We start from the raw sequence: 21933 nt of genomic DNA, 5'->3' as shown, positions 1-21933 counted from the left end.
GAACCCTGACGTTCAGGGGAGCGAGAGGGCGAAGCTGTAGGCGCTGAACAGCGACCTGAATGCCGCGGTGAGGGTGTCGACAGGCGACAGGGGCAGATCGCCCGCGACGAGCAGCGCCGACACGATGCATGCCGTGACGACGACGTATTCGACGCTCGCCTGGCCGCGCTGATAGCGGGCTGGATGCGCGGGGTGTTTCATGTCAGCGATTCCTTGTTGCGTTGATGACGGCTTCGGTTTGTCCGTTGCGCGCGGTGAAAACCACATCGAGCCGGTCGTTGCCGCGCTGCATCGCGAGTGCGCTACCCAGCACGCGTTTTGATCCGTCGAGCTGGAACGCGGGCGCCTGTGCCACCGTCGACCAGCCTCGCTGAGCGAGCTGGCTCGCGTAGCGGCGTGCGTTGTCGCTGGCGTTGCCGGACATCTGGATGAGCCAGGTCCGTCCAGCCTGGCCAGGATCGCGGCTTTCGATGTCGCTCACCGTCGTGCCTTCCGGCAACGGGATCGCTGAACCGTCAATCGCGTGCGATGCTTGCCGCTCGCCGATCTGCGCGACGCTCAGCACGCCTTTGGTGGGCGCGCGATCCTGCGTGGCGGGGATCGTGAGCACGTACAGGCACGCGCCGTCGAGCGCGCTCAGCACGAGTCCGTTCGGCCCGCGCACGCCTTTTGCGGGCACGTCCTCCTGCGTCCAGAATTCGCGGAATGCGCTCGACACATCGTCAGCGGAGCCAGCGAAGTCCAGCGCGCGAACCGAGGTCGGCACGCCGTTGACGAGCATGTCGAGGCCGACCGCCTGGACGCGTTCCGCCTTGACGGGCTGTTTGTCGCAGGCAGCGCGCGCACTGCCTGCATGCACCAGCAGCGCTGCGCAGGCCAGGGCCGCGGCGCGAGGAACGGGATGGGTCATCGTCATGGCGAGAGGCGGTTGGCAGGTACCACGTCGCGTTCGATACGGCCGAACTGGAGCGTGTCGATTTCGGGCGCGTACTTTTTGAGGCCCATGTACAGCGATGGATTGACGAGGCTCGCGTTCGCCGCGGGCGTGGCCGCCGTGAAGAGACGCTCGCCCTTCGCCGCGCCTTCGGAGAGCCACGTGTTGGCGAGCACCACGTTCGTATCGCTGAACGTCAGGCCGCTGAATCCCGGCCAGATGTTCTTGAGCGTATCGCTATCTTTCGCGACCGATACGCTGAGCGTGCCTGTCTGCAGATTGCGCGTCGCCAGATTCATCGATGCCTTGAACGTGCCGCTGTCCGACGTCGACATCGAGCCGAACGGGTCCGCGCTGTACTGCGCGAGATTCGCCGCGGGGCTCTCGTCACGGCTGCTGCTGACGACGACGTCACCCGTCGCGCCGAGAAACGCGTGGCCGCCGTGGTCTTCCCACATCGCCGACGCAACGGCGGGCAGCCGGTTGTTCAACCTGTCACCGCCCGCGATCGGCGCGCCGTTTCGCGCGAGCATGCGCTGGACCACTTCGCGTTGCAGTTCGGTGTCGCTCTTGGCGGGTTGCTGTGTGCCGGAGCCGTACTGGGTGTACCAGTCGTTGTCGCCGGATGCTGCCGGCGAGGTATCCATCGTCGCGCCGTTGCCCCAGACCGTGCGCTCCCACGCGATATAACGTGCGCCCATCAGCGTCTTGTTGCGCACGTCGTTGAACTTGCCGAGCGTCGCGACGGCGAAAAGCAGCACGCCCATCACGAGCGCGGTGGCGACCAGAAACTCGGTCATCGCCTGGCCGTGCTGCGACGGTTTTCGAAAGGGCATGCGCTTCATGGCTGCACCGCCTCGCTCGCCGGAATCTGCGCGGCGCGTGCGGTGTTCCGTTCGGTGTCGCTGGTGGGCGCGAGCGTGGCTTGCCAGTAGGGGCTGAACGTGTCGGGGAATTCGGTCTTGCCGTCCGCGCGCAGCCAGTCCTTCGCGTGAAGCAGCGCGCCGCTGATCGTGGCATTCAGCGCGCCCGGGTTGGGGCGCACGAAATACGCGTTTGCGCTGGCGAGCGCGCGCATCACGCCGCCCGCGTCGGCTGGCGTCACGGCCATCCGTCCGCCGCCTTGCAGGCCCTGCGTTTTGACGCGCGTCTCGCTTGCGCGCTCGACTTCGATCGTGATGCGCGGCGCCGCGCTCGTCACCGGCGCGCCGTTGATGTCCTGGTACGCCAGCAGGCCGCCGTTCGAAAGATCGAGCGACGTGCCGGGGCCTTCGCCGATTTTTTGCGCGAGGCCGTCGGATACGCCGAGGCCCGGCGTGCCCGTCGTGTGGTCGCCGAAGTTGTAGTAGCCGCCATAGCCCTGCCAGTCGGACCATGCGACGAACGGCGGCGACTTCAGGTAGCTCTCGACACCCTGCACCCGCACATCGCCGTTCACGCTGCCGCCGGTTCCCGCGATAACGGGAAACGTCATGTCGAAGCAGCTGACGTAGACGGAGGCCATCGTCGCATCGATCGCCTCCCAGCCTTTCTTGTCCTGACGCAACTGCGTGCCGCCGTTGTGATACGCACGCACGCTCACCACCGCGGTACTGGGGCTGAAGCGGCATTTCGTGGCCCCCGAGTCGTCGAGTTCCTGATATCGCGGGCCTGTGCTGCGCGTCGCCGAACGGTCCTTCAGGAAGGCGTCGAGCGTGGTGGCATCGGTCACGACATCGGCGAAATGATCCGCGCCCGACGCGCCCGCGGGCGTCACGATCTGCGTGTAGTTCGTCCACGCGGCGAGTTGCGTCGCGTTGCGCGCACTCGTGAAGTAGCCCGCCGTCACGTGCGTGTCGGGCTGGTTCTGCTGCGCGACGGCGTCCGCGGTTTGCGGCGCGGTGACGAGCGTGGCGGCGTGATAGTTGAGCTGCGCGTCGCTGAGCGCGCGCGTGATGCGGCCAATGCCGCTTGCCACGGCGGGCAGCAGCGCGTCGAGCGTCGCGCGCACTGGCGCGATCTCGGCGTGGCCAGCCTGCTTGGGCGTTTGCCACAGCACTGAATGATCGGCGTAGGCCTCGATCGTCTGGTCGACCCCCGAGGGGCCGTATGTCGCTTCGAGGTCGTCGATCCATGATTTCAGCGCGCCGGCCTGGGCGGCGGTGACCTGGTTGGCCACCATCGCGCGATTCGTGTACGCGGCGAAGTTGTAGTCGCGCGCCTGCAGCACGGCGGCGCTGTATGCAGCGGCGTCGGCGGTGTTCTGCAGCTTGATGCGGGCGCTTGTCATCTGAAAGGAATTGAAGGCGACAAAGAGGCCAATGCCGCCGACCAGAAGAAAAATCAGGGCAGAGACCAGCGCCTGCCCGCTGGCGCCGGCGACCCTGGCTCTGCCCGGGCGGGCAGAGCGGTTCATGGTGGTTATGAACTTACTGTTGCATTGCCCCGTTGTTGTTGTCGTTGTAGGTGCCCATGTCCTTCTTCTTGTTGCCGTTGGTCGTGGCGTTACCAGCATTCGTCTGGGCGTTACTGATATCGCCCTTCGCATTCCCGCCCGACATTTCCTGCGCGAGGCCTGACGTCTGGTTACGGATCGTCTGGCCGAAAAGCGAATAGACACCGATTGCCGAAACCGCGATCAGCGCGACGATGATGATGTATTCGGTCATGCCCTGGCCGCGTTGACGGCTTTTAATGCGAAGCTGGGAAATTTGCATGATTTATATGTCGGGTATTAACGTTAGGGAAAGATGCGTCGCTGCTTTAAAAAACTGTTGGGCGCAAATAAATAAATCCAGATAATTAATTTGCCGCCGCGATCCAATTTAATCGAATCGGGCTGAAATTATAGAAAACCCGCGTGATGTCCTGTTGCGGAAATTTCCCCATCTTCTGCTGGATCCGTCTTCCGTTTTATTCCCTGCGATATGGGCTGATCACCGCCCCGAGCGGGCGTTACCAATTCTGAGTCGCGCCCGGAAACGCTTCCCCGTTTCCGGTTCCGCTGTCTTCTCAATTCACCTGTATTGACGAAAATTCCTACATCGATTCAGTGCCGCCCGATATAACCCAATGGACTCAATCGATAAAGTTGCAGCGCGATAAACAGGATTGCCACCCTGTGTGCGGCGAGAAGCCGTTTAGACAATCGTCATATCCGGTTCCCGAAGAGGGCTTTTGCAAAGTGAGTCAGGCATTGCAAAAGTTAAAAGAATCCATTGGCAATTTTTGAGGTTGTAATAGGCGATGAACAAGGTACATAAGTCTGTCTGGAATGAGTCGGTCGGCGCGTGGGTCGCCGCGTCCGAACTGAGCACGGCGAAGAAGAAGGGGTCCTCGCGGCGTGCGCGGGTTGCGGCGGTCGTGCTGGGTGCGGGCGCGGTGTCGGCCGCACCGGCCGCGTTTGCCGGGGCGATAGTCAACTGCGCGGGCGATGGAACGAATGCGGCGAGCAGCCAGTGGATGAACGCGGCGGATGGCTCCGCGTGGAACGGCGAGGCATGGGGCGGCGCGATCGGTTTGAAGGGCGAAGGTGAGTGCGACGGTGGCTCGGGTGTTGTCGTCGGCGAATACAACTCAGGGAACGGCGGTGTAAATGGATCGACCGCCTACATCACCGTGGGGCAGACGGCCTACAACGGAGCGGGCGCGATCACGCTGTACGGGCCGGGCGGCATTACGTTGCGGGGCGACACGACCACCACCGGTAGCGCCACATTCCAGGGCGGCGCGGACATGAGCGGCACGAAAATCGTCGACGTCGCCGATGGCACCGACACAAAGGATGCCGTCAACTACGGCCAGTTGAACGAACACACGCGCTACTTCAAGGCAAATTCAATCTCTGACGCGCCGGAAAGCGATGCCAGCGCGACGGGCAACGATTCCGTCGCAGCCGGGCCGTGGGCGCTCGCGAGTGGCGCGACCTCGACGGCGGTCGGCCGCGGGGCCGGCGCGATGGGTGCGGGTTCGGTTGCGCTGGGCGCGAATTCGAACGCGGTGCTGGATCAGTCGGTCGCGCTTGGTTCGGGTGCGAACGCGGTGGGTGCCGGCTCGGTTGCGCTCGGTGCGGGTTCGGTGGCAAGCCGGGGCAACGCGGTATCGGTGGGTTCGAGCACGGTGCAGCGTCAGATCATCAACCTGGCGAAGGGCACGGCCGGCACGGACGCGGTCAATCTGGACCAGATGAATGCGGCGATCGCGGGGTCGTCCGGTGGAGGCTCGCCCGATGCCGTGACATACGATTCGACGACACACGATCATGTCACGCTGGGCGGCGCGGGTTCAGGCGCGCCGGTGATGATGACCAACCTCGCGGCGGGTCAGGTCGCGACGGGCAGCAAGGATGCGGTCAACGGCGCGCAACTGTACGGCACGGCCAGCAGCGTTGCGAGCGCGCTGGGCGGCAATTCGACCGTCGGTACCGATGGGAAGGTTTCGAAGCCGTCGTATATGGTTAGCGGTAGCACGTATAACGATGTTGGATCGGCGATCACCGCAGTCGATGCGAAGGCTGCGGCGGGTCCGGTGGACGGCGTGCGTTATGACACGTCGGCGCATGACAAGGTGACGTTTGGTGGTGTGGGTTCAACCACGCCTGTGATGCTGACCAATCTCGCAGCGGGTCAGGTTACGGCAGGCAGCAAGGATGCGGTCAATGGCGCGCAACTGTATGGCACGGCGAACAGCGTCGCGAGCGCGCTTGGCGGCGCGACTACCGTAGGCGCTGACGGCAAGCTGAGCAAACCGGCCTACACACTCGATGGCAACACGTACAACGACGTGGGCGCAGCGTTGTCGGCAGTGGATGCGAAGGCCTCCACGGGCTCGGCAGACGGCGTCAAATACGACACCTCCGCGCACGACAAGGTAACCTTCGGCGGAGTGAGTGCGGCCACGCCTGTGATGTTGACCAACGTCGCAGCGGGTCAGGTCACGGCAAGCAGCAAGGATGCGATCAACGGCGCGCAACTGTACGGCACGGCGAACAGCGTCGCGAGCGCGCTGGGCGGCAATTCAACTGTCGGTAGCGATGGGAAGATTTCGAAACCGTCGTATACGGTTGATGGGAGCACGTATAACGATGTCGGCGCGGCGATTACCGCCGTCGATGCGAGGGCTGCGGCGGGTCCGGTGGATGGTGTCAAATACGACACCTCGGCGCATGACAAGGTGACGTTCGGCGGTGTCGGTTCGACCGCGCCCGTGATGTTGACCAACGTTGCAGCAGGTCAGGTCGCGGCAAGTAGCAAGGACGCGATCAACGGTGCGCAACTGTACGGCACGGCCAGCAGTGTCGCGAGCGCGCTGGGTGGCACGACTACCGTAGGCGCCGACGGCAAGCTGAGCAAGCCGGCCTACACACTCGACGGCAACACGTATAACGACGTGGGCGCAGCGTTGTCGGCAGTGGACGCGAAAGCGTCGACGGGTTCGGCGGACGGCGTTAAATACGACACCTCCGCACATGACAAGGTGACGTTTGGTGGTGTGGGTTCGACCACGCCTGTGATGCTGACCAATCTCGCAGCGGGTCAGGTTACGGCAAGCAGCAAGGATGCGATCAACGGCGCGCAACTGTATGGGGCGGCGAACAGCGTTGCGGATGCGCTTGGTGGTTCGATCACGGTGGGCGCTGACGGCAAGCTGAGCAAACCGGCTTACACACTCGATGGCAACACGTACAACGACGTGGGCACAGCGTTGTCGGCAGTGGACGCGAAAGCGTCGACGGGTTCGGCAGACGGCGTTAAATACGATACGTCGGCGCATGACAAGGTAACGTTCGGCGGCGTGGGCGCAACCACGCCTGTGATGTTGGCCAATCTCGCAGCGGGCGCTGTGAACGCGTCCAGCCGTGACGCGATCAACGGCGCGCAACTGTACGGTACGGCGAACAGCGTTGCCGACGCGCTTGGTGGTTCGACCACGGTAGGCACTGACGGCAAGCTGAGCAAGCCGGCCTACACGGTCGACGGCAGCACGTACAACGACGTCGGAGCAGCGATTTCCGCAGTCGACGCCAAGGCCTCCACGGGCTCTGCAGACGGCGTTAAATACGACACGTCGGCGCATGACAAGGTAACGTTCGGCGGCGTGGGCGCAACCACGCCTGTGATGTTGGCCAATCTCGCAGCGGGCGCTGTGAACGCGTCCAGCCGTGACGCGATCAACGGCGCGCAACTGTACGGCACAGCGAACAGCGTTGCGGACGCGCTTGGTGGTTTGACCACCGTAGGCACTGACGGCAAGCTGAGCAAGCCGGCCTACACGGTCGACGGCAGCACGTACAACGACGTGGGCGCAGCGATTTCCGCAGTGGACGCCAAGGCCTCCACGGGCTCGGCAGACGGCGTCAAATACGACACCTCGGCACACGACAAGGTAACGTTCGGTGGTGTGGGCGCAACCACGCCCGTGATGTTGACCAACCTCGCAGCGGGTCAGGTTACGGCAAGCAGCAAGGACGCGATCAACGGCGCGCAACTGTATGGCACGGCGAACAGCGTCGCGGATGCGCTTGGTGGTTCGACCACGGTAGGCGCCGATGGCAAGCTGAGCAAACCAGCCTACACAGTCGACGGCAGCACGTACAACGACGTCGGCGCGGCGATCTCCGCAGTCGACGCCAAGGCATCGACAGGTTCGGCCGACGGCGTCAAATACGACACCTCCGCGCACGACAAGGTGACGTTCGGTGGTGTGGGCGCAGCCACACCCGTGATGTTGACCAACGTCGCGGCAGGCCAGGTTACGGCAAGCAGCAAGGACGCGATCAATGGCGCGCAACTGTACGGCACGGCGAACAGCGTTGCGGATGCGCTGGGTGGTTCGACCACCGTAGGCGCCGATGGCAAGCTGAGCAAGCCGGCCTACACGGTCGACGGCAGCACATACAACGACGTCGGTGCGGCGATCTCCGCAGTGGACGCGAAGGCCTCCACGGGTTCGGCAGACGGCGTCAAATACGACACCTCCGCGCATGACAAGGTGACGTTCGGCGGCACCGGCGCAACCACGCCGGTCACGCTGACCAACCTCGCATCAGGTCAGGTCACGGCAACCAGCAAGGACGCGATCAACGGCGCGCAACTGTATGGCACGGCAAGCAGCGTTGCGGACGCATTGGGCGGCACGACAGCCGTAGGCGCGGATGGCAAGCTCTCGGCTCCGGCCTATACGATCGGCACGACGACCTATCACGATGTCGGCTCCGCACTCGATGCCATGAGCGCAACCGTCGACACGATCAACGACGACATCACCAACACCACGAAGTACATCAAGGTGACCGCAACGGCGTCACAGGCGCAGGCATCCGGGGCGAATACCATCGCCATCGGCGGCGGTACCTTCGCCGGTACGTCGGGCGCGGTCGCCATCGGCGGCGGGGCAACCGCCATGGCGGCGAACTCGGTCGCACTGGGCGCCAATTCGATGGCCAATCAGGCGAACACGCTGTCGGTCGGCAGCGCGGGCGCGGAGCGCCGCATCACGAACGTCGCGGCCGGTACGTCCTCGAGCGACGCCGCCACGTACGGCCAGCTGAGCGCGCTGCAACAGCAGCTCACGAAGCAGTCGACGTTGCTGCGCTCGTCGACGCTGCTCGGCGCGACCAGCACGCCGGTGACGGACTACATCGCGGTCAGCCCGATCGTCACGACAGGCGGTGACGGCACGCACGTCGACACCACCAAGCAGGATGCGATGGCGATCGGCCCGGTGTCGAGCGCGATCGGCAACGAGTCGCTGGCGGTCGGCGCAGGTTCGTTCGCCGCGCAGGACGGCGCGACGGCCGTCGGTTACATCGCGGCTGCGGGCGCGGTGAACGCCACCGTGATCGGCGCGCAGGCATCGACCACGAACGACGCCAACAACGGCGTGGCTATCGGCGTGCTGGCCCGCGCGGCGGCGGCCAACGCCGTGTCGATCGGTTCGAACGCCAATACGCTCGGCGACAGCTCCGTGTCGATCGGCAGTAACGCGTTCACGTCGAGCAGCGCGGCCCAGTCGATGGCGCTCGGCGCAGGTTCGTCCGTCTCCGTGGCGAACGCGGTCGCGATCGGCGCGAACTCCGTGGCCGATCGCGCCAATACGATTTCGGTCGGCAGCAGCACGGCGCAACGTCAGGTCGTCAACATGGCGGCCGGTACGAAAGACACCGACGCGGTCAACATCAGCCAGCTGAAGGGCGTCACGTCCGCGATGGGCGGCGGCGCGGGTGTCAATACGGACGGCTCGATCCTCAAACCGAGCTACACGATCGGCGGCAAGACGTACAACGACGTCGGCTCGGCGCTCGTCGCCGCGGCAGGCGCCGGCTCGCCCGATGCGGTTTCGTACGACACCACGTCGCACACCAGCGTCACGCTCGGCGGCAAGGGTTCGGCCACGCCCGTCACGCTGACGAACGTCGCGACCGGTGCGGCGGACTCCGACGCGGTGAACGTGAAGCAACTGAAAGACATGGGCGCTTCGATCGACGGCGGCGGCAACGTGACGAACGCATTCGTCGCGTACGACACTTCGGCCAAAGACCGTATCACGCTGGGTGGCGCGTCCGGCACGAAGATCACGAACCTTGCGGCGGGCACACTGGCGGCGAACAGCACGGACGCGGTCAACGGTTCGCAGCTCTTTGCCACGAACCAGAACGTCGCGAACGTCGCCGGCAACGTGACGAACCTGACCAACGTGGTCAACAACATCACGAACGGCACCACGGGCGTCAAGTATTTCCACGTGAATTCGACGCTGGCCGATTCGTCGGCGACCGGCACGAACGCCGTGGCGATCGGCGGCAACGCGAAGGCCACCGCGAACAACTCGATCGCGCTCGGCGCGAACGCGACGACCACCGCGAATCTCTCCGCTGCGGCCTACAACCCGGGCACGGGCACGCTGGCCGGCACGACCGCCACGGGCGAGGTGTCGCTGGGTTCGTCGGGCGCGGAGCGCCGCATCACGAACCTCGCAGCCGGCTCGGCGGCAACCGATGCGGTCAACGTCAGCCAGTTGCAGGCAGCTGTGACGGCGGGTTCGGGCGCGGCCGCGGCCGATGCCGTGAAGTACGACACGTCGGCGCATACGCAGGTCACGCTCGGCGGCTCGAGCGCGCCGGCCGTCACGCTGACGAACCTGGCAGCGGGCGTCAACAACACGGACGCGGTGAACGTCGCGCAGCTGAAGGACATGGGCGCGATCATCGACGGCAACGGCAAGGTGAAGGGCAGCTTCGTCTCGTACGACGACTCGACACTGGGCACGATCACGCTGAAGGGCGCGACAGGTACGAAGATCACGGGTCTGTCGGCGGGTTCGCTGAGCGCGACGAGTTCGGACGCGGTCAACGGTTCGCAGCTCTTCGCGACGAACCAGAACGTGGCGAACGTGGCGGGCAACGTCACGAACATCTCCAATACGGTGAACAACATCACCGACGGCGGTGGCGTGAAGTACTTCCACGTGAACTCGACGCTGGCCGATTCGTCGGCGACGGGCACGAACGCCGTGGCGATTGGCGGCAACGCCAAAGCCACCGCGAACAACTCGATCGCGCTCGGCGCGAACGCGACGACCACCGCGAATCTTTCCGCTGCCGCCTATAACCCGGGCACGGGTACGATCGCGGGCGCGACGCCGGTGGGCGAAGTGTCGGTCGGCTCGGCGGGGGCGGAACGTCGCGTGACGAACGTCGCCGCGGGCTCGGCGCTCACCGACGCAGTGAACGTCAGCCAGTTGCAGACGGCCGTGCAGGCCGGCTCGGCAGCCGCCACCGCTGACGCCGTCAAGTACGACTCGACGACGCACGACCTCGTGACGCTGGGCGGCGCGGGCACGGGCGCACCGGCGGTCACGCTGACCAACCTCGCAGCGGGCGCCGTGAACGCGTCCAGTCGCGACGCGATCAACGGCACGCAACTCTTCAACACCGCGAACAGCGTGGCCAGGGCGCTGGGCGGCGAGGCGTCGGTCGGCGCGGACGGCACGGTGACGGCGCCGACCTACACCGTCGACGGCAAGACCTACAGCGATGTGGGTTCCGCGATCAGCGCGGTGTCCGGTTCGGTCGACTCGATCAACACCGACATCTCGATGGCGACGAAGTACATCAAGGTGACGTCGACGGCGTCGGAAGCGCAGGCATCGCTGCCTGACACGATCGCGATTGGCGGCGGCGCGTTCGCCGGCAGCAACAAGGCGGTTGCGATCGGCGCGGGCGCGATGGCCATGGGGATGAACTCGCTCGCACTCGGCGCGAATTCGCGGGCAACCCAGGCGAATACGGTTTCGGTCGGCGACATCGGCGCCGAACGCCGTATTACCAACGTCGCCTCGGGCACCAGCGCGAGCGACGCGGCCACCTACGGCCAGTTGAGCGCGCTTCAGCAACAGTTGACGAACCAGGTCAGCAACGTCAAGTCGACGATGCTGCTCGGCGCGACGACCACGCCGGTCACGGACTACATCGCCGTGAGCCCGATCGTCACGCAAGGCGGCCAGGGCACGCACGTCGATGCGACGAAGATCGACGCCATGGCGGTCGGCCCGATGTCGAGCGCGATCGGTGCGGAGTCGCTCGCAGTCGGCGCAGGTTCGTTCGCCGCCCGCGACAACGCAACGGCGGTCGGCGCAAGCGCGGCCGCCATCGCGGAGAACTCGACGGTGGTCGGCAATACCGCCTCGACGGGCTCGGACGCGGTGGACGGCGTGGCGATCGGCCACCTGGCCGCGGTCTATGGCGCGGAAGCACTCGCGCTCGGCACCAACGTTTCGGCGCGCGGCAACAGCTCCGTCGCGATGGGCGACAACGCGTTCACGTCGGACGACGCCACGCAGGCGCTCGCGCTCGGCGCGTATTCGTCGGCGACGCAGGCCGGTTCGGTTGCGCTCGGTGCCAACTCGGTCGCGGACCGCGCGAACGTGGTGTCGATCGGCAGCAGCACGGCACAGCGTCAGCTGGTCAACATGGCAGCGGGTACGAGCGATACCGATGCGGTCAACGTCGCGCAGCTGAAGGGTGTGACGGCGGCAATGGGCGGCGGCGCGACCGTCAACCCGGACGGCACGATCAAGAACCCGACGTACACGATCGACGGCACGAACTACACCGACATCGGCAAGGCAATCGAGGCGGCGGCAGCGACCGGCGGCAGCGGTTCGCCGGATGCGGTGGTGTACGACACGTCGGCGCACGACAGGCTGACGCTGGGCGGCAGTTCGGCGGCTCCCGTCGCGCTGACCAACCTCGCGGCAGGCAAGGTGGCGTCGTCGAGCACGGATGCGATCAACGGTGCGCAGCTCTACGGTACGGCCAGCAGCGTGGCGGCCGCGCTCGGCGGCAGCGCGACGGTTGGCGCGGACGGCAAGGTCTCGAAGCCGGGCTACACGCTGGACGGCACGACGTACAACGACGTCGGCCAGGCGATCGAGGCGGTGAACGCGAAGGTGGCCACCGGTTCGACCGATGGCGTGAAGTACGACACGTCCGCCCACGACAAGGTCACCCTCGGCATGGGCGGCAACAGCGAAGTGGTGCTGACGAACGTCGCCAACGCGACGGCCGATACCGATGCGGTCAACCTCAGGCAGTTGAAGGAAGCCGGCATCGTCGTCGATCCGTCGACGGGTGGCGTGACCAACGCGTTCGTCGCGTATGACGATCAGTCGAAGCAGGTGGTCACGTTCAACAGCGGCGGCAAGGCGACGCTGCTGAAGAACATCGCGGCGGGTGTCGACCAGACCGACGCGGTCAACCTCGGCCAGATGCAGACGTACGTCGCGAACTACAGCGGCGGTGGCGGCGGTACCGCCAATGCCGTGGCCTACGACGACAGCAGCAGGAACGTCGTCACGCTGGGCGGCGTGGGTCACGACCCGGTCAAGCTGACGAACATCGCGGCCGGCACGGATGCGACGGATGCGGTCAACTACTCGCAGTTCTCCAGCCTCGAAAACAAGGTGGCGAACATGTCGGGCGGCGATGGCGGCAACACGTACATCAACATCGACGGCGGCGGGGATGCGTCGGGCGGCACGCCGGCGAGTGCCACCGGCACGGATTCGATCGCGATCGGCAACGGCGCGTCGGCATCGGGTGCATCGGCGATTGCAATCGGCGCGCACACCAGCACGACGGGCGATTCGTCCGTGGCGCTGGGCGTGGGTTCGACGGCATCGGCATCCAACGCGGTGGCGCTCGGCGCGAACTCGGTGGCGGATCGGGCCAACTCGGTGTCGGTGGGTTCCGCCGGCGCGGAGCGTCAGATCACCAACGTGGCGGCCGGTACGGCGCCGACCGACGCAGTCAACGTCGACCAGATGAACTCCGCGGTGAACGGCGTCTACAAGTCCATGCAGGATATGGATCGTGACAACCGTCGAGGCATTGCATCGGCCTCCGCGCTGAACATCGTCACGCCGTACCTGCCGGGTCGCACGACGCTGAATGCCGGTGTCGCCGGCTACCGTGGCCAGGCGGCGCTGGGTCTCGGCGTGTCGCGCTGGAACGAGAAGGGGACGGTCAACTATAACCTCGGCGTATCGACCGCCGGCGGCAATAGCACCATCGTCCGCGCCGGTGTCGGCATCGTGCTCGGCAACTGAACGCAGTCGTTCAGGACACGGGCTGGAACGGGCCGCACGGAGCAATTCCGTGCGGCCCATCTCTGATGGAAAACAATCATGAAGTATTCAATCACCGCCATCGCGCTGGCCGCGATGGTTGCCGGCTGTTCGTCGTCCGCGACGCGCGACAGCCTGCAGATACAGAACCCCACGGTTCTGCAGAACGGCTTCAGTGCAGGGCAGGACCGGGCCTCGGGCGCGGTCACGCCGCAATGGATCGGGACGTACAGCAGCATCGATGCCGGACCGATGATGCGCGACGTCCAGAAACGGCTGAACGCACTCGGCGCGCGCAAGGAAAACTACTTCGGCTACAAGGCCCAGTGCTGGCTGAACGCCGCGCTCGACGAGCGCAGGCAGCATGACGGCTGGGGCTTCGTCGAGGAAGCGTTGCACGAAGCCAGCCGCATGACGGCGGCGCTGGAAACGGGCAACGGCCTCACGGTCGAGAACCCGGATCTGCGGACCTCGGCCGTGGTGCGCCCCGATCTGTGGCGGCTGGTGCTCGGCGCGAAGGCATCGCCGGATTTTGCGTCGTGTGTCGAGGCGCAACGGCTCACCGCGTGCTCGGAAGTCGAGCTGATTCACGCGGGCCACGAAGCGTGGACGCGCAACTTCCAGGAAAGCCAGCGGCTCGCGGATGGTGTCGTGAAAGGGGCGCCGGACATCGTCGCCGCGCTGAAGTCCTGCACGCCACCGCCGCCTCCGCCTGTCGCGCGGATTCCCGAGAAGATGACGCTGCAGGCCGACGCGACGTTCAACTTCGACCGCAGCGATCTGGCCGGGATGTCGCCTGCCGGGAAGGCGAAGCTTGACCAGCTGGTCAAGGACCTGAAGCTCGCCGGTGACGTGACGGGCATCAACATCGTGGGTTACACGGACCGCCTCGGCAGCGACGCGTACAACCGCACGCTGTCGACGAAGCGCGCGCGGACGGTGCAGCAGTATCTGCAGACCGGCGGCGTGACCGTGCCGATGACGGCTCACGGTCTCGGCAAGGACGATCCGGTCGCGGACTGTCACGACCGCAATCATCAGGCGCTGATCGCGTGTCTTGCGCCGAACCGGCGCGTCGAGCTGGACTTCATGCGCAGCAGCAACGGCACCCGACCGGCTGCGCAGGTCGCGCCGGTTTCCCAGGACTAGGCCGGAACATGCGATCGCCCGACACACGTCGTGCCCGGCGATCGCATCCGGTTGCGTCCTGTTTTCGCGCGATTCTGACCCGGATGAAGGGCAAATCGGACGCGCAAACAGAATGATCCGACATCGATTGGGAAATTTCTTAATCGGGTGACCGCTAAGATTGCGTTACATCTTCAGTTATACGCACGATCAGGACGGTGAGAGACGTCCGACGGCAGCCAGTCAAATAAATAGATAGATCCATGAAAAGAATCGCTGTGATTGACGACCATCCGATCATTCGGGGGACACTGGCCCGCGTGCTTCGCGAGGATGGCGAGCTGGAGCTGGTGGGCGAAGCGGGCGACGGTGAAGAGGGGCTCAAGCTGATTCTCGAAGAAGCGCCTGATCTGGCGATTCTCGATCTCGATCTGCCGCGGCTCGACGGGCTTTCGCTGATTCGCCGCATTCGCATGCAGGACGGGAAAGTCCGCATTCTGGTGCTGTCGGCGAAGCCGGAGCAGGTCATGGCCACTCACACGCGCGTTGCCGGCGCGAACGGCTACGTGAGCAAGGGCCGCGAGATCGGCGAACTGATGACCGCGGTCAAGACCGTGCTGTTCGGCTATGACTGCTTTCCGGCCGACGCCAGCGGCTCGTCGCGTGGCGGCAGCGGACTCGACAGCCTGTCGCCGCGTGAAGTCGAGGTGCTTCAGTATCTCGCGCGCGGCATCAGCAATAAGGAAATATCCAACCGCCTGTGCGTGAGCGACAAAACCGTCAGTACATATAAGACGCGTCTGCAGGAAAAACTCGGATTGTCGTCGCTCGCGGGGCTGATCGAGTTCGCCGCGCTCCACAAGCTGATCGACTGAGCAGGCGCGCATGACCGCGAACCGCGCGGCGCCGGCCGGAATGCTTTCCGGCCGCGTGCTGGTTGTCGAGGATCACGCGTTCAATCGCCGTGCGATCGAGGTGCAGCTGGGCCGGTGGGGTGTGTCGTGCGTGGCGGTTGCCAGCGCCGAAGAGGCGCTGGGTGTGCTGCAACGTCAACATTTCGATCTGTTGATGACCGACCTGCATCTTCCCGGGATGAGTGGCACGCAACTGGCCGAACGCGTGCGCAACGTGTCGTCGATACCGCTCGTGCTGCTGACGGGGCGCGAGGACATGCGTCACGCGTCGGCAACCGCTGCTTCCCCGTTCGATGCGGTGCTCATCAAGGAGAGCCGGTTCGATGCGCTCCATGCGTGCCTGTGGCAATTGCTGCCGCGCGCGGCGCGCGGGCCGTCCGTGCCGCTACCTGAGCGCATGCACGACGACGATCCCGTATCGACCTTCGACTTCAGCGAACTCGACGCGCTCGCGAGCCGTGGCGTCGACGTGCCGGCGCTCGTGCGTGACTGGCGTCGCGTGCTCGACGAGGATATGACGCGTCTCGTCACCGCGCGGACGTGTGACGATGCGGAAACGGTGCGCAAGCTGTTGCATCGCATCGGTAACGCCGCGAGCGTGTTCAAGGCGCGAGGTGTAATGGCGCTGCTCGAAAACGCGGGCGCGGCTTCGCCGGCGTTCATGATGCAGGCGCTGGACGGCATCGTCGCGCAGGTCAGGGCGATGGAGACGCAGATCGATGCGTGGTGTGATGAGGGGCGTTGAATTTGAACGCGCCTCGGGTTCGGACGCTTCAGGGAACGTTCGTTCGAACTGGCTTGAGGGTACCCGCAGCAGACCGCAGGGACGAAGAAGTACGCGCGCGCCGTTCAGTTTTGCGTCCGTGTTGAGAGCGGGGCATACCCTCGCGCAGAGTCAAAAAAAAGCCCGACCAGGTCGGGCTTCATAAATTGCCGCAACCCCGAAGGGCCGCGGCACCTGCAAAAGCTTTCCGCTAATGCAACGCTTACGCTGCGAGCAGCGAGCGCAGAACGAACGGCAGAATGCCGCCGTGCTTGTAGTAGTCGACTTCGATCGGCGTGTCGATACGCAGCAGAACCTGCACGCGTTGCGACTTGCCGTCCTTGCGATGGATCACGAGCGTCACTTCCTGTTGCGGCTTGAAGTCGCTGCCGAGGCCTTCGATGTCGTACGTTTCCTCGCCGGTGATGCCAAGCGACTGCACGCTGTCCGAGCCCTTGAACTGCAACGGCAGCACGCCCATGCCGACCAGGTTCGAACGGTGGATCCGCTCGAAGCTGCGCGCGACCACAACCTTCACGCCCAGCAGTTGCGTGCCCTTCGCTGCCCAGTCACGCGACGAACCCGTGCCGTACTCTTCGCCTGCGAAGATCACGGTCGGCGTATCGGCGGCGATGTACTTCATCGCGGCGTCGTAGATGAATGCCTGTTCGCCGGACGGCTGGTGAATCGTCAGGCCGCCTTCCACGCGCGTGCCGTCTGCCTTCGCCGGGATCATCAGGTTCTTGATCCGGACGTTCGCGAACGTGCCGCGCATCATCACGTCGTGGTTGCCACGGCGCGAGCCGTAGCTGTTGAAGTCGGCCTTCTGCACGCCGTTTGCCTTCAGCCACGTGCCTGCCGGCGAGTCTTCCTTGATCGAGCCAGCCGGGCTGATGTGGTCGGTCGTGACCGAGTCGCCGAAGATGCCCAGCGCGCGCGCGCCCTTGACCGCGGCGATGCTCAACGCCGGCGTCATCGAGAAGTCGTCGCCGAAGAACGGCGGCTCAGCGATGTACGTCGACTTCGGCCAGTCGTAGACCTGACCTTCCTCGCCCTCGATCTTGCTCCACAGGTCGCCCTTCTTCGTCAGATGGGCGTAGTTGGCGCGGAACGCGTCGGCGTCCAGTGCGAACTTGAGCAGTGCGTTGACTTCGTCGCTCGTCGGCCAGATGTCGCCGAGGAAGATGTCCTTGCCGCCCTTGCCCTTGCCAACCGGTTCCGTCATCAGGTCGCGCGTGATGTTGCCGGCGATCGCGTAAGCGACGACGAGCGGCGGCGAAGCCAGGAAGTTCGCGCGGATGTTCGGGTGAATACGCGCTTCGAAGTTACGGTTGCCGGACAGCACGGCCGCCGCGACGATGTCGTTCTTCGTGATCGCTTCGTTCAGTTCCGGCGTGAGGTCGCCCGCGTTGCCGATACAGGTCGTGCAGCCATAAGCGGCAAGCGTGAAGCCCAGCTTGTCGAGGTACGGCAGCAGGCCCGTTTTCGTCAGGTATTCGGTGACGATCCGCGATCCCGGCGCCAGCGACGTCTTGATGTGCGGCGCTACGGTCAGGCCGGCTTCGACGGCCTTCTTCGCCAGCAGGCCAGCGGCCAGCAGCACGCTCGGGTTCGACGTGTTCGTACACGACGTGATCGCGGCGATCAGGATGTCGCCGTTCTTCACGTTCACGCCGTTCGACGTGGTGTATTGCGCGTCGAGGTCAGCGGCCTTCTTCGCAAAGCCGTTTTCGCCGACCGGCTTCGAGAACAGGTCGCCGAACGTCGACTTCACGTTGCCGATTTCGATGCGGTCCTGCGGACGCTTCGGACCGGCCAGCGACGGTGCAACTGTGCCGAGATCGAGCGTGACGATCTTCGTGTAGTCGATCTGGCCAGCCTTCGGAATACCGAACAGGCCTTGCGCCTTGAAGTAGTTCTCGAACGCGGAGATTTCGGCGTCGGTGCGGCCCGTGCCCTTGAAGTAGTCGATCGTCTTTTCGTCGACCGGGAAGAAGCCCATCGTCGCGCCGTATTCCGGTGCCATGTTGCCGATCGTCGCGCGGTCCGGCAGCGACAGCGACTTCGTGCCTTCGCCGAAGAACTCGACGAACTTGCCGACGACCTTTTCCTTGCGCAGCAGTTCGGTGACGGTCAGCACCAGGTCGGTGGCCGTCACGCCTTCGCGCAACTTGCCCTTCAGTTCGACGCCGACCACATCCGGCGTCAGGAAGTACACCGGCTGGCCGAGCATGCCGGCTTCCGCTTCGATGCCGCCCACGCCCCAGCCGACCACGCCGATGCCGTTGATCATCGTGGTGTGGCTGTCGGTGCCGACGAGCGAGTCAGGGTAATACACGGTGTCGCTGCCGTCAGTCTTCTTGTGTACGCCGCGTGCGAGGTATTCGAGGTTCACCTGGTGAACGATGCCGACGCCCGGCGGCACGACCTTGAATGTGTCGAATGCCTGCATGCCCCACTTCATGAACTGGTAGCGCTCGTTGTTGCGCTGGAATTCCAGTTTCATGTTCAGGTCGAGCGCGTTCTTTTCGCGGAAGTGATCGATCTGCACCGAGTGATCGACAACCAGATCGACCGGGACCAGCGGTTCGATCGACTTCGGATCCTTGCCGACGCGCTTCGCGACGCCGCGCATCGCAGCGATGTCGGCGAGTAGCGGCACGCCGGTAAAGTCCTGCAGTACGACGCGCGACACGACGAACGGAATTTCGTCGACGCGTGCAGCGTTCGGCTTCCAGTTGACCAGCTGCTGGATGTGTTCTTCGGCGATCTTCTTGCCGTCGTAGTTACGCAGCACGGATTCCAGCACGATGCGGATCGAAACCGGCAGACGGTCGATCTTGACGTTGAGTGCCTTACCAAGTTGCGGCAGCGAATAGAACTTGGCTTTGCCGGAACCGCTGTCGAATTCCTTGAGCGTTTTGTGGAGATTATGGGCCATGGTTTTTTCCTGGGGTTTTCGAGGAAATGACGTTGCTACGTTTCTACTAACTAGATCACATACAGATCGACGTATTCATTGACCGGCATGGCTTCGAGCCTTGCCTGATCCAGCGACACGTCGAGAATCGCCTGTTGCTGCTTCGCCGGGAAACGTCGGGCGAGGTTGGTTCTGAACTTCTCGACCAGCAGCGGAATGCCGTCGGTGCGGCGACGCTTGTGGCCGATCGGATATTCGACGACGACTTCGTCGAAGGTAGAGCCGTCACTGAATTCGACCGTCAGCGCGTTCGCGATCGAACGCTTTTCCGGGTCGTGATAGTCCTTCGTGAACTGCGCGTCCTCGACGCATTCCATCTTGTCGCGCAGCGCGTCGATGCGCGCGTCCTGCGCGATCGAGTCTTCGTAATCCGCCGCGGTCAGGCGGCCGTGAATCAGCGGCACGGCGATCATGTACTGGATGCAGTGATCGCGGTCGGCCGGATTGTTCAGCGGACCCTTTTTGTCGATGATGCGGATCGCCGCTTCGTGCGTGCGGATCGTGATCTTCCTGATGTCCTCGATTTTTTTGCCCTTTGCACGAAGCAGTTCGTGCAGGGTCATCGCGGCTTCCACGGCGGTCTGCGAATGGAATTCAGCCGGAAACGAGATCTTGAAGAGCACGTTCTCCATCACGTATGAACCGTACGGACGCTGGAACTGGAACGCGTTGCCCTTGAAGAGCACGTCGTAAAAGCCCCATGTTTTAGCGCTCAGCACGGACGGGTAGCCCATTTCGCCGGTCTTCGCGATCAGCGCGAGACGCACGGCGCGCGAGGTCGCGTCGCCCGCGGCCCACGACTTGCGCGAGCCCGTGTTCGGCGCGTGGCGGTAGGTGCGCAGCGAGTGGCCGTCGACGAACGCGAGCGACACCGCGTTGATCAGCTCGTCGCGCGTGAGGCCGATCAGCTGGCCCACCACGGCGGTCGAAGCCAGCTTCACGAGCAGCACGTGATCGAGCCCGACCTTGTTGAACGAGTTTTCGAGCGCGATGCAGCCCTGGATTTCGTGCGCCTTGATCATGCCGACGAGCACGTCTTTCATCGTCAGCGGCTTTTTGCCGGCGGCGACGGCGTTGCGCGAGAGCCAGTCGGCGGTCGCGAGAATGCCGCCGAGGTTGTCCGACGGGTGGCCCCATTCGGCGGCGAGCCACGTGTCGTTGAAGTCGAGCCAGCGGATCATCGCGCCGATGTTGAACGCGGCCTGCACCGGATCGAGCTGGAATTGGGTGCCCGGCACCTTCGCGCCGTTCGGGACGATCGTGCCCGGCACGATCGGTCCCATCAGCTTCGTGCAGGCCGGGTAGGTGAGCGCCTCGAGTCCGCAGCCGAGCGTGTCGATCAGGCAGTTACGCGCCGTTTCGAGCGCGAGCGTGCTGTCGATCGTGTAGTTGAGCACGTAATCGACGATATCGACGAGAACTTGATCCGGTTCGGGCCGGATGTTGGAGATCGGTGCGGACATCGAGGCTTCCTGGTGAAGAGGATTAGTTGCTGCTCTTGTTCAGCTCGTTCGACTGCGTCGGAGCCGGCGCGCCTTGCTGCATCGCAGCGGTTTTGCATTCGTCGGCGAGACGCGAGCTGTCCTTGTCCGAGAACAGCATGGCCTTGGTCGGGATCACGACCAGATCCATGCCGGTAGCGGCGTCGTGGAAGCGGTCGGCGCCGGTCGTCGTGGTTTCACGCGGCAGATTGTAGTTCCTCGTGCCCCAGTGAACCGTGACGATCTGGTCACGCTTCATGTCGCCCTTCATGTCGAACGACAGCCCTTCGCTGCACGACCATTTTTCCGAACCTTCCGGTACCGGGTCGACCTTTGCCACTGCGCTGGCCTTCGGTTTGCGCTTGATCAGGCGTTTCGGTTGCGGTGCTTTCGGCTTGGCCTTCGTGGCACCCGTCGCGGTCTGCGCGAAAGCGGCGGGGGTGGCGACCAGCAACGTCGTGGAGAGTGCGCCAACGATGGTGGCGATCAGCAGCTTTTTCATCGGGGAAACCTTTCTATCTAATATCAGTTAAACGGTGGACGGCGCGAACCGCGCAACCGCCAGGTTTGAACTGCACGCGCTTCAGGAGCGCACAGCGGACGCTATTTTCGCTTATTTAGCGACACGAACGGCAAATTCTCCGGACCGGTGTAATTCGCACTGGGTCGAATGATCTTGTTGTCGATGCGCTGCTCGATGATGTGCGCGCTCCAGCCTGCGGTTCGCGCGATCACGAAAAGCGGCGTGAACATCGCCGTCGGCACACCCATCATGTGATACGACACGGCGCTGAACCAGTCGAGATTCGGGAACATCTTCTTCGCATCGGCCATCACCGTTTCGAGCCGCTCGGCGATGCTGAAAAGCTTCAGGTTCCCGGCTTCCTTCGAGAGCTTCTTCGCGACGTCCTTGATCACCTTGTTGCGCGGGTCCGAGATCGTGTACACCGGATGGCCGAAACCGATCACGACTTCCTTGTTCTCCACGCGCCGGCGGATGTCGGCTTCCGCTTCATCGGGCGACCGATAGCGCGACTGGATCTCGAACGCGACCTCGTTGGCGCCGCCGTGTTTCGGTCCGCGCAGCGCGCCGATCGCGCCGGTGATCGCCGAATAGAGGTCCGATCCCG

General features: G+C 64.4%; 13 protein-coding genes. 4 read left to right on the top strand and 9 right to left on the bottom strand.

Going from position 1 to position 21933, the window contains the following annotated elements; genetic code table 11:
• Window positions 1–12: 12 nt before the first annotated feature.
• From BLV45_RS17970 to BLV45_RS17950, 5 genes are read right to left on the bottom strand one after another with little or no spacing between them, the layout of a single operon-like run.
• Entirely contained in the window at window positions 13–201 is a 189-nt protein-coding gene (locus BLV45_RS17970; RefSeq protein WP_090535326.1) for a hypothetical protein, read from the bottom strand.
• Window position 202: 1 nt separating this feature from the next.
• Complete coding sequence (locus tag BLV45_RS17965) at window positions 203–910, bottom strand: hypothetical protein (RefSeq protein WP_176954200.1); 708 nt, start codon at window positions 908–910, stop codon at window positions 203–205.
• 2 nt (window positions 911–912) lie between these two features.
• Window positions 913–1779: a hypothetical protein gene (locus tag BLV45_RS17960; RefSeq protein WP_090535324.1), complete on the bottom strand. Its 867-nt coding sequence runs from the start codon at window positions 1777–1779 to the stop codon at window positions 913–915.
• On the bottom strand, window positions 1776–3329 hold the full coding sequence (locus tag BLV45_RS17955) for a pilus assembly protein TadG-related protein (protein ID WP_090535323.1): 1554 nt from the start codon (window positions 3327–3329) through the stop codon (window positions 1776–1778). Before BLV45_RS17955 ends, BLV45_RS17960 begins: the two co-directional genes overlap by 4 nt.
• Window positions 3330–3342: 13 nt before the next feature.
• Window positions 3343–3630: a Flp family type IVb pilin gene (locus tag BLV45_RS17950; RefSeq protein ID WP_090535322.1), complete on the bottom strand. Its 288-nt coding sequence runs from the start codon at window positions 3628–3630 to the stop codon at window positions 3343–3345.
• A gap of 529 nt (window positions 3631–4159) precedes the next feature.
• On the opposite strand from BLV45_RS17950, the gene BLV45_RS17945 reads away from it, so the two are divergent.
• The 4 genes from BLV45_RS17945 (at window position 4160) to BLV45_RS17930 (ending at window position 16324) form a co-directional block, all read left to right on the top strand.
• Window positions 4160–13519, top strand: a complete 9360-nt coding sequence (locus BLV45_RS17945) for a YadA-like family protein (RefSeq protein ID WP_090535321.1) — start codon at window positions 4160–4162, stop codon at window positions 13517–13519.
• 78 nt (window positions 13520–13597) lie between these two features.
• Window positions 13598–14686 (top strand): OmpA family protein, encoded by a 1089-nt coding sequence (locus tag BLV45_RS17940; protein ID WP_090535320.1) that lies wholly within the window; start codon window positions 13598–13600, stop codon window positions 14684–14686.
• 242 nt (window positions 14687–14928) lie between these two features.
• Window positions 14929–15540 carry a response regulator transcription factor gene (locus tag BLV45_RS17935; protein ID WP_090535319.1) on the top strand — a complete coding sequence of 204 codons (612 nt, stop codon included), beginning with the start codon at window positions 14929–14931 and terminating at the stop codon, window positions 15538–15540.
• Window positions 15541–15550: 10 nt separating this feature from the next.
• Window positions 15551–16324: a response regulator gene (locus BLV45_RS17930; RefSeq protein WP_090535318.1), complete on the top strand. Its 774-nt coding sequence runs from the start codon at window positions 15551–15553 to the stop codon at window positions 16322–16324.
• Window positions 16325–16565: 241 nt separating this feature from the next.
• On the opposite strand, the gene acnA is transcribed toward BLV45_RS17930, so the two are convergent.
• The 4 genes from acnA to BLV45_RS17910 form a co-directional block, all read right to left on the bottom strand.
• The gene (gene acnA, locus BLV45_RS17925) at window positions 16566–19283 is read right to left on the bottom strand and encodes an aconitate hydratase AcnA (RefSeq protein WP_090535317.1); all 2718 of its coding nucleotides are present in this window, start codon (window positions 19281–19283) and stop codon (window positions 16566–16568) included.
• 50 nt (window positions 19284–19333) lie between these two features.
• On the bottom strand, window positions 19334–20785 hold the full coding sequence (locus BLV45_RS17920; RefSeq protein ID WP_090535316.1) for a bifunctional 2-methylcitrate dehydratase/aconitate hydratase: 1452 nt from the start codon (window positions 20783–20785) through the stop codon (window positions 19334–19336).
• Between the two features lie 22 nt (window positions 20786–20807).
• Window positions 20808–21305: a hypothetical protein gene (locus BLV45_RS17915; protein ID WP_090535315.1), complete on the bottom strand. Its 498-nt coding sequence runs from the start codon at window positions 21303–21305 to the stop codon at window positions 20808–20810.
• A 101-nt stretch (window positions 21306–21406) separates the two neighbouring features.
• A partial coding sequence (locus BLV45_RS17910) for a citrate/2-methylcitrate synthase (RefSeq protein ID WP_281246320.1) occupies window positions 21407–21933 on the bottom strand: 527 nt, incomplete at its 5' end.

The sequence above is a fragment of the Paraburkholderia sartisoli genome (assembly GCF_900107685.1).
GTDB lineage: Bacteria > Pseudomonadota > Gammaproteobacteria > Burkholderiales > Burkholderiaceae > Paraburkholderia > Paraburkholderia sartisoli.
The sequence above is the reverse complement of the archived record's forward strand: the minus strand, read 5'-3'. Positions and strand labels throughout refer to the sequence as shown.